The sequence below is a fragment of the Gordonia hydrophobica NBRC 16057 genome (assembly GCF_001592365.1).
Taxonomy (GTDB): Bacteria; Actinomycetota; Actinomycetes; order Mycobacteriales; family Mycobacteriaceae; genus Gordonia; species Gordonia hydrophobica.
Genome location: NZ_BCWU01000023.1, coordinates 1 through 4,785 on the forward strand (window position 1 = coordinate 1; position 4,785 = coordinate 4,785).

Sequence of the window (4,785 nt, forward strand, 5' to 3'; positions counted from 1 at the left end):
TCTCGTGTCGTTAGTTAGTTTTCGGTTGAGCCTTCTTCAAGATCTCGTCCGCGGTCTTGGTCCATACGAATGGATGTTTCCGATCATTCCAACCGTTGATGAATGCTCGGATCTTCGCGTTCAGGTCCTTGACCGAGGTGAACACGCCTCGCCGGATCGCTTGCCGATCGATGATCCCGAACCACACCTCGACGAGGTTGAGCCAGGACCCGGAGGTCGGTGTGAAGTGCACGTGCATGTTCGGGTGCTCGGCCAGCCAGTCGCGGACTTCGGCCTTCTTGTGGGTCGCATAGTTGTCCATCACCAGGTGTAGTTCCTGGTCACCGTAGGTGCGGTCGATCTGCCGCAGGAACGACAGGAACTCCTGGTGACGATGCCGCGGCTTGACCGCAGCGGTGACCTGGCCGGTCGCGATGTCCAGCGCGGCGAACAGGGTGGTCGTGCCGTGCCGCTTGTAGTCGTGGGTCCGGCGCTCGATCTGACCGGGCTGCATCGGCAACATCGGCGCGGTTCGATCCAACGCCTGGATCTGCGACTTCTCATCGATGCACAGCACGATCGCGTTCGTCGGCGGCTCCAGGTACAAGCCCACGACATCGGTGACCTTGGCGACCAGTTCCGGGTCGGTGGAGAACTTGAACGTCCCTGACCGCCACGGCTGCACACCGTACTCGCGCCACGCTCGCGCGATCGTCGCGTTCCCGACCCCGAGATGGGCCGCGAGCAGACGGGAGGACCAGTGTGTCACCCCGTACTTGCGCGGCGGAGGCATCAACGTCGCCGACACGATATCGGAGTGATCGATACGCCGCGGCCGGCCGGACCGCTCAGCATCGAGCAGCCCGGCCATCCCGTCAAACAGGTAGCGTTCGCGCCACTTGAGGACCGTCGGAACCGACACCCCGACGACCTCACTGATACGCGAATTGGCCATCCCCTCAGCGGCCAATGTCACGATGCGCGCCCGGCGCACCAGACCTGCTGGCGTCGACGTCGACCGCAACAATCGTTCGAGCTCGACAACGTCGCCCTCGCGGAGTTCCAGGGCTGGGGCCGGAGAATTCGCCATGACTCATTCTCTCAGCCCAAGAACCATAAACTAACTAACGACACGCGACACTAGTCGGCCTGAAAGAATCTGGTGATGAGGTCTGCTGTGGCGCCCCAGTCTCCGTGACGAAGAAAATGACTCAAGTCGACCTTTACGAAGACCGCTTCTGCGGCGAAATAGGTTGTGTCGCCGACAGTACCGTTGGCTTCGATGAAGAGCGCGCGGTCGGTTTCGTCGACGAGGGAGGCGGTGATGTGCACGGGGGTGTGCAGTGGGACCGGGCGTCGATACTCCACGGTGAGGGTTCGGGTGACTGCGGGTGTCTCGGCGATCCACAGGGTGAAACCCATGATGTCATCGCATGCCGCTGAGATGGCTCCGCCGTGGGCGAGTCCCGGGGCTCCTGAGTGGCGCTCGTCGAATTGCAGGTCGGCGTAGACGTGGTCGCCGTGCAGGTGTACCTCGAGGTGCAGGCCATTGGGGTTGTCTTCGCCGCATCCCATGCACCATGGTGCGTGTGCTGGTAGTGGTTTGTCGCCCCTCATAAGTGACCTTTCTGAGCCTTCAATCGGTACCGCCACTGGCAGTTTCGCTCTGTTACCGACGGTATTGTTGTGCAGTCAGGGGTTCGTGATTTTGGCTATATAGGGAGTGGCTAGGTGGAAACCATCGATTCCGACGATGTTGACCCGAGGCGGGTTCGGTCGCGTCAGCGTTTGTTGGATGCTGCGGTGACCTTGCTGAACAGTGGCGGGGTCGAAGCCGTTACCGTGGAGGCGGTCACTCGACTGTCTCGTGTTGCTCGCACCACCTTGTATCGTCACTTCGAGAGCTCCACAGATCTGGTGGCGGCTGCCTTCGAGCGATTGTTGCCTCAGGCCGAGACCCCCGAGACGACGACGTCGATCCGTGATGACCTGCTGAAGCTGATGCAGCGGCAGGCTGAGCTTATTGAGCAGGCACCGCTGCAGTTGACGACGCTGGCATGGTTGGCAATGCTTCCCGAGCAGCCCCGGCAATCCGGGCAATCCGACGGGGATCAGAACGCGCTCGCGCCACTGCGTCGTCGAGTCGTCGAGCAGTATCGAGAACCATTCGATCGAGTTTTGACGAGTGACGTGGCCACGGCGGAGCTCGGCGACCTCGATTTGACCATGGCAGTCACTCAACTGGCGGGCCCCCTTGTCTTTGCCAAGCTCACGGGCATTCGGTCGATGACCGTTGGCGATCTCGAACAGCTTGTCGACGATTTCCTCATGGCCCACCGGCGACACCAAACCTCCTGACCTCCTCCCCCATCTATGGTACTGCTAGTACCGTAACGATACCGTCGGTTTCGTAGACGGGCTGGGTCGAGGGTGAGGTGCTGCGTATGGTGGTCCAACGTCCAAGTGGTGGGCGCTTGGCGGCGCGCCGGTTGGCGGAACGCAGCGAGTACAGCACGACATTGGGGCGGTTGGCACGGTTCACCTTGGCGCACAGATTCCTCGTCATCGGGGCGTGGGTGGCTGTGGGTATCGTCTTGGCGATACTGTTTCCCCAGCTGGAGACGGTGGTGCGGCAGCAGTCTGTTGATCCGATCCCTGCTGGGGTTCCATCGTTTCAAGCACTCGATCAGATGGGTGGTGCGTTCGGTGAGAAGGGCGCCAAGACCACTGTTTTCGTGACCATGGAGAACCCGAACGGGTTCACCGACGTGGCGCGGGAACGCTACGACATGCTCGTTCTGCAGTTGCGCGAAAATTTCGACGATGTGCAGTCAGTGCGGGATTTGCTCTCCGATCCGACGACGGCCGGCCAGGCCTTGAGTGAGGACGGGCAAGCCTGGTACTTGCCTGTCGGGGTCACCGGAACTTTGGGAGGGCCAACGGCCACGCATGCTGTGGAGACCGTGCGCCAAACCGCGCAGCGCGTGTTTGACGGTACGGACACCACTGTCCATGTCACCGGGCCGACGGCCACTTTCAGTGACCAGATCGTCAGTGCTGAAAGCGATTTAGTCGTGATCACTGTGGCGACGGTGGCGCTTATCGCGATCATTCTGTTGATCGTTTACCGATCGCTGTTCACCGCGCTGGTGCCGTTGTTGGTGATCGGTGTCAGCCTCGGCGTGGGCCGCGGGGTCTTGTCCGCACTCGGCGAACTCGGTATGCCGGTATCGCAGTTCACCGTCGCGTTCATGACCGTCATCCTGCTCGGAGCCGGGGTCGACTACTCAGTCTTTTTCATCAGTCGCTATCACGAACGGCTACGCCAGGACGCTACCACTGAGGTTGCGCTCGTGGACGCGACAGCAACTATCGGACGGGTCATCCTGGCTTCAGCTGCCACGGTGGCGCTGGCCTTTTTGGCGATGGTGTTTGGTCAGCTGAGCGTGTTCTCCACCTTGGGTCCGGCATGCGCGATCGCCATCCTCATCGGATTCCTCGCCACGGTCACCCTGCTACCACCGGTGTTGCTGTGGGCGGCGCGATTCGGCTGGGGCGCACCCAGACGAGATCTGACCCGAAAGTACTGGAATCGCGTCGCCGTGCTCGTCGTGCGGCGTCCTGTGCCTCTGCTGGCACTAACCCTGGTCGGGCTAATCGTGCTTAGCGTCTTCGCGATGGGCATCCAGATCACCTTCGACGATCGTGAGGGGCAGCCCGCGACAACCGACAGCAACGAAGGCTACGCGTTGCTCGACCGTCATTTCCCTCAAGACGTCACTATCACTGAGTTCCTCGTTGTAGATGCACCGATCGATCTCCGTACTGCCAGCGGGCTGGCCGATCTTGAGCAAATGGCCTCACGTGTATCCCAGATCCCCGGAGTGACTCGAGTCATCGGTGTTACCCGTCCCACCGGGGACAAGCTCGAGCAAGCCGAGCTGTCCTGGCAGAACGGTCAGATCGGGGACCGGCTGGCGGGTGCGGTCGACGATGGCCAGAACCGCCGAGGTGACCTCGAACAGCTCCGTACCGGCGCATTCCAACTCGCCGACGGGCTTACTCAGCTCGACACCCAGGTACGCACCAACTTGGCCCCCCTGGCCGGCATCCTCGATCAGGCAAGCACAGCAGGGCAGCAAATTCAGCAGTACCAGCCGATACTCCGCCAACTCGCCGCATCTGCACCAGCGCTCGATCGCGCTTCTCAGAATGCCCCACAGCTGGCCGCGCTCACCCGCCAAACATCTGCAGCCCTGGCAACAGTGACCTCGATCCTGCCCATCCTCGATAATGCGCCCTGGTGCACCCAAGTCCCGCAGTGCGCAGCTCTGCGCGCGCAGACCCGCAATCTCGACGCCCTACTGAGCAACGGGACCCTCGACCAGATCGCCACGCTGTCAACACAACTCGCGCAGCTGGATACACCGATCTCAACAGTCACCGACCAACTCACTTCCACCGTCAACTCACTGGGCTCCACGCTGGGAAGCATCAGCAGCCAAGACCTTCCCGGCAAGCTCACCCAACTGCAAACAGGTATCAGTCAACTCGCGGCGGGATCACGCCAACTCGCCGCCGGTGTATCCGCGCTGATCGACAGCAACCTTCAACAACTCGCCGGGATGGCCGCGCTAGCCACACAACTACAAACCTCCGCCCGCGAGACCGCCGGAACAAACTCAGCAACCGGCTTCTACCTCCCACCTCAGGCCAACGCAGACCGCCGTTTCGTCGACGTCGCTCGCCAGTTCGTCTCGCCCGACGGCCATACCGTGCGCTACGCAATACAAACCAGCTTCGACC

The 4,785-nt window shown here is 61.6% G+C and carries 4 protein-coding genes; 2 read left to right on the forward strand and 2 right to left on the reverse strand.

What is annotated here, in order from left to right; all coding sequences use genetic code 11:
* Window positions 1–10: 10 nt before the first annotated feature.
* Together GH2_RS20985 and GH2_RS20990 are read right to left on the reverse strand one after the other, a co-directional pair.
* The gene (locus tag GH2_RS20985) at window positions 11–1,069 is read right to left on the reverse strand and encodes an IS630 family transposase (RefSeq protein ID WP_084247684.1); all 1,059 of its coding nucleotides are present in this window, start codon (window positions 1,067–1,069) and stop codon (window positions 11–13) included.
* A gap of 50 nt (window positions 1,070–1,119) precedes the next feature.
* Window positions 1,120–1,596 (reverse strand): PaaI family thioesterase, encoded by a 477-nt coding sequence (locus GH2_RS20990; protein WP_006896186.1) that lies wholly within the window; start codon window positions 1,594–1,596, stop codon window positions 1,120–1,122.
* Window positions 1,597–1,710: 114 nt separating this feature from the next.
* On the opposite strand from GH2_RS20990, the gene GH2_RS20995 reads away from it, so the two are divergent.
* A complete protein-coding gene (locus GH2_RS20995; RefSeq protein ID WP_006896187.1) occupies window positions 1,711–2,337 on the forward strand; it encodes a TetR/AcrR family transcriptional regulator in 627 nt (208 codons plus the stop codon).
* 86 nt (window positions 2,338–2,423) lie between these two features.
* Window positions 2,424–4,785: MMPL family transporter (locus GH2_RS21000; RefSeq protein ID WP_066172631.1), on the forward strand; the 2,362-nt coding region annotated here is incomplete at its 3' end.

Excerpts from the sequence above, each read along its gene's own strand:
- GH2_RS20990 (WP_006896186.1), bottom strand. The coding sequence starts at position 1,596 with ATGAGGGGCGACAAACCACTACCAGCACACGCACCATGGTGCATGGGA.
- GH2_RS20985 (WP_084247684.1), bottom strand. The coding sequence starts at position 1,069 with ATGGCGAATTCTCCGGCCCCAGCCCTGGAACTCCGCGAGGGCGACGTT.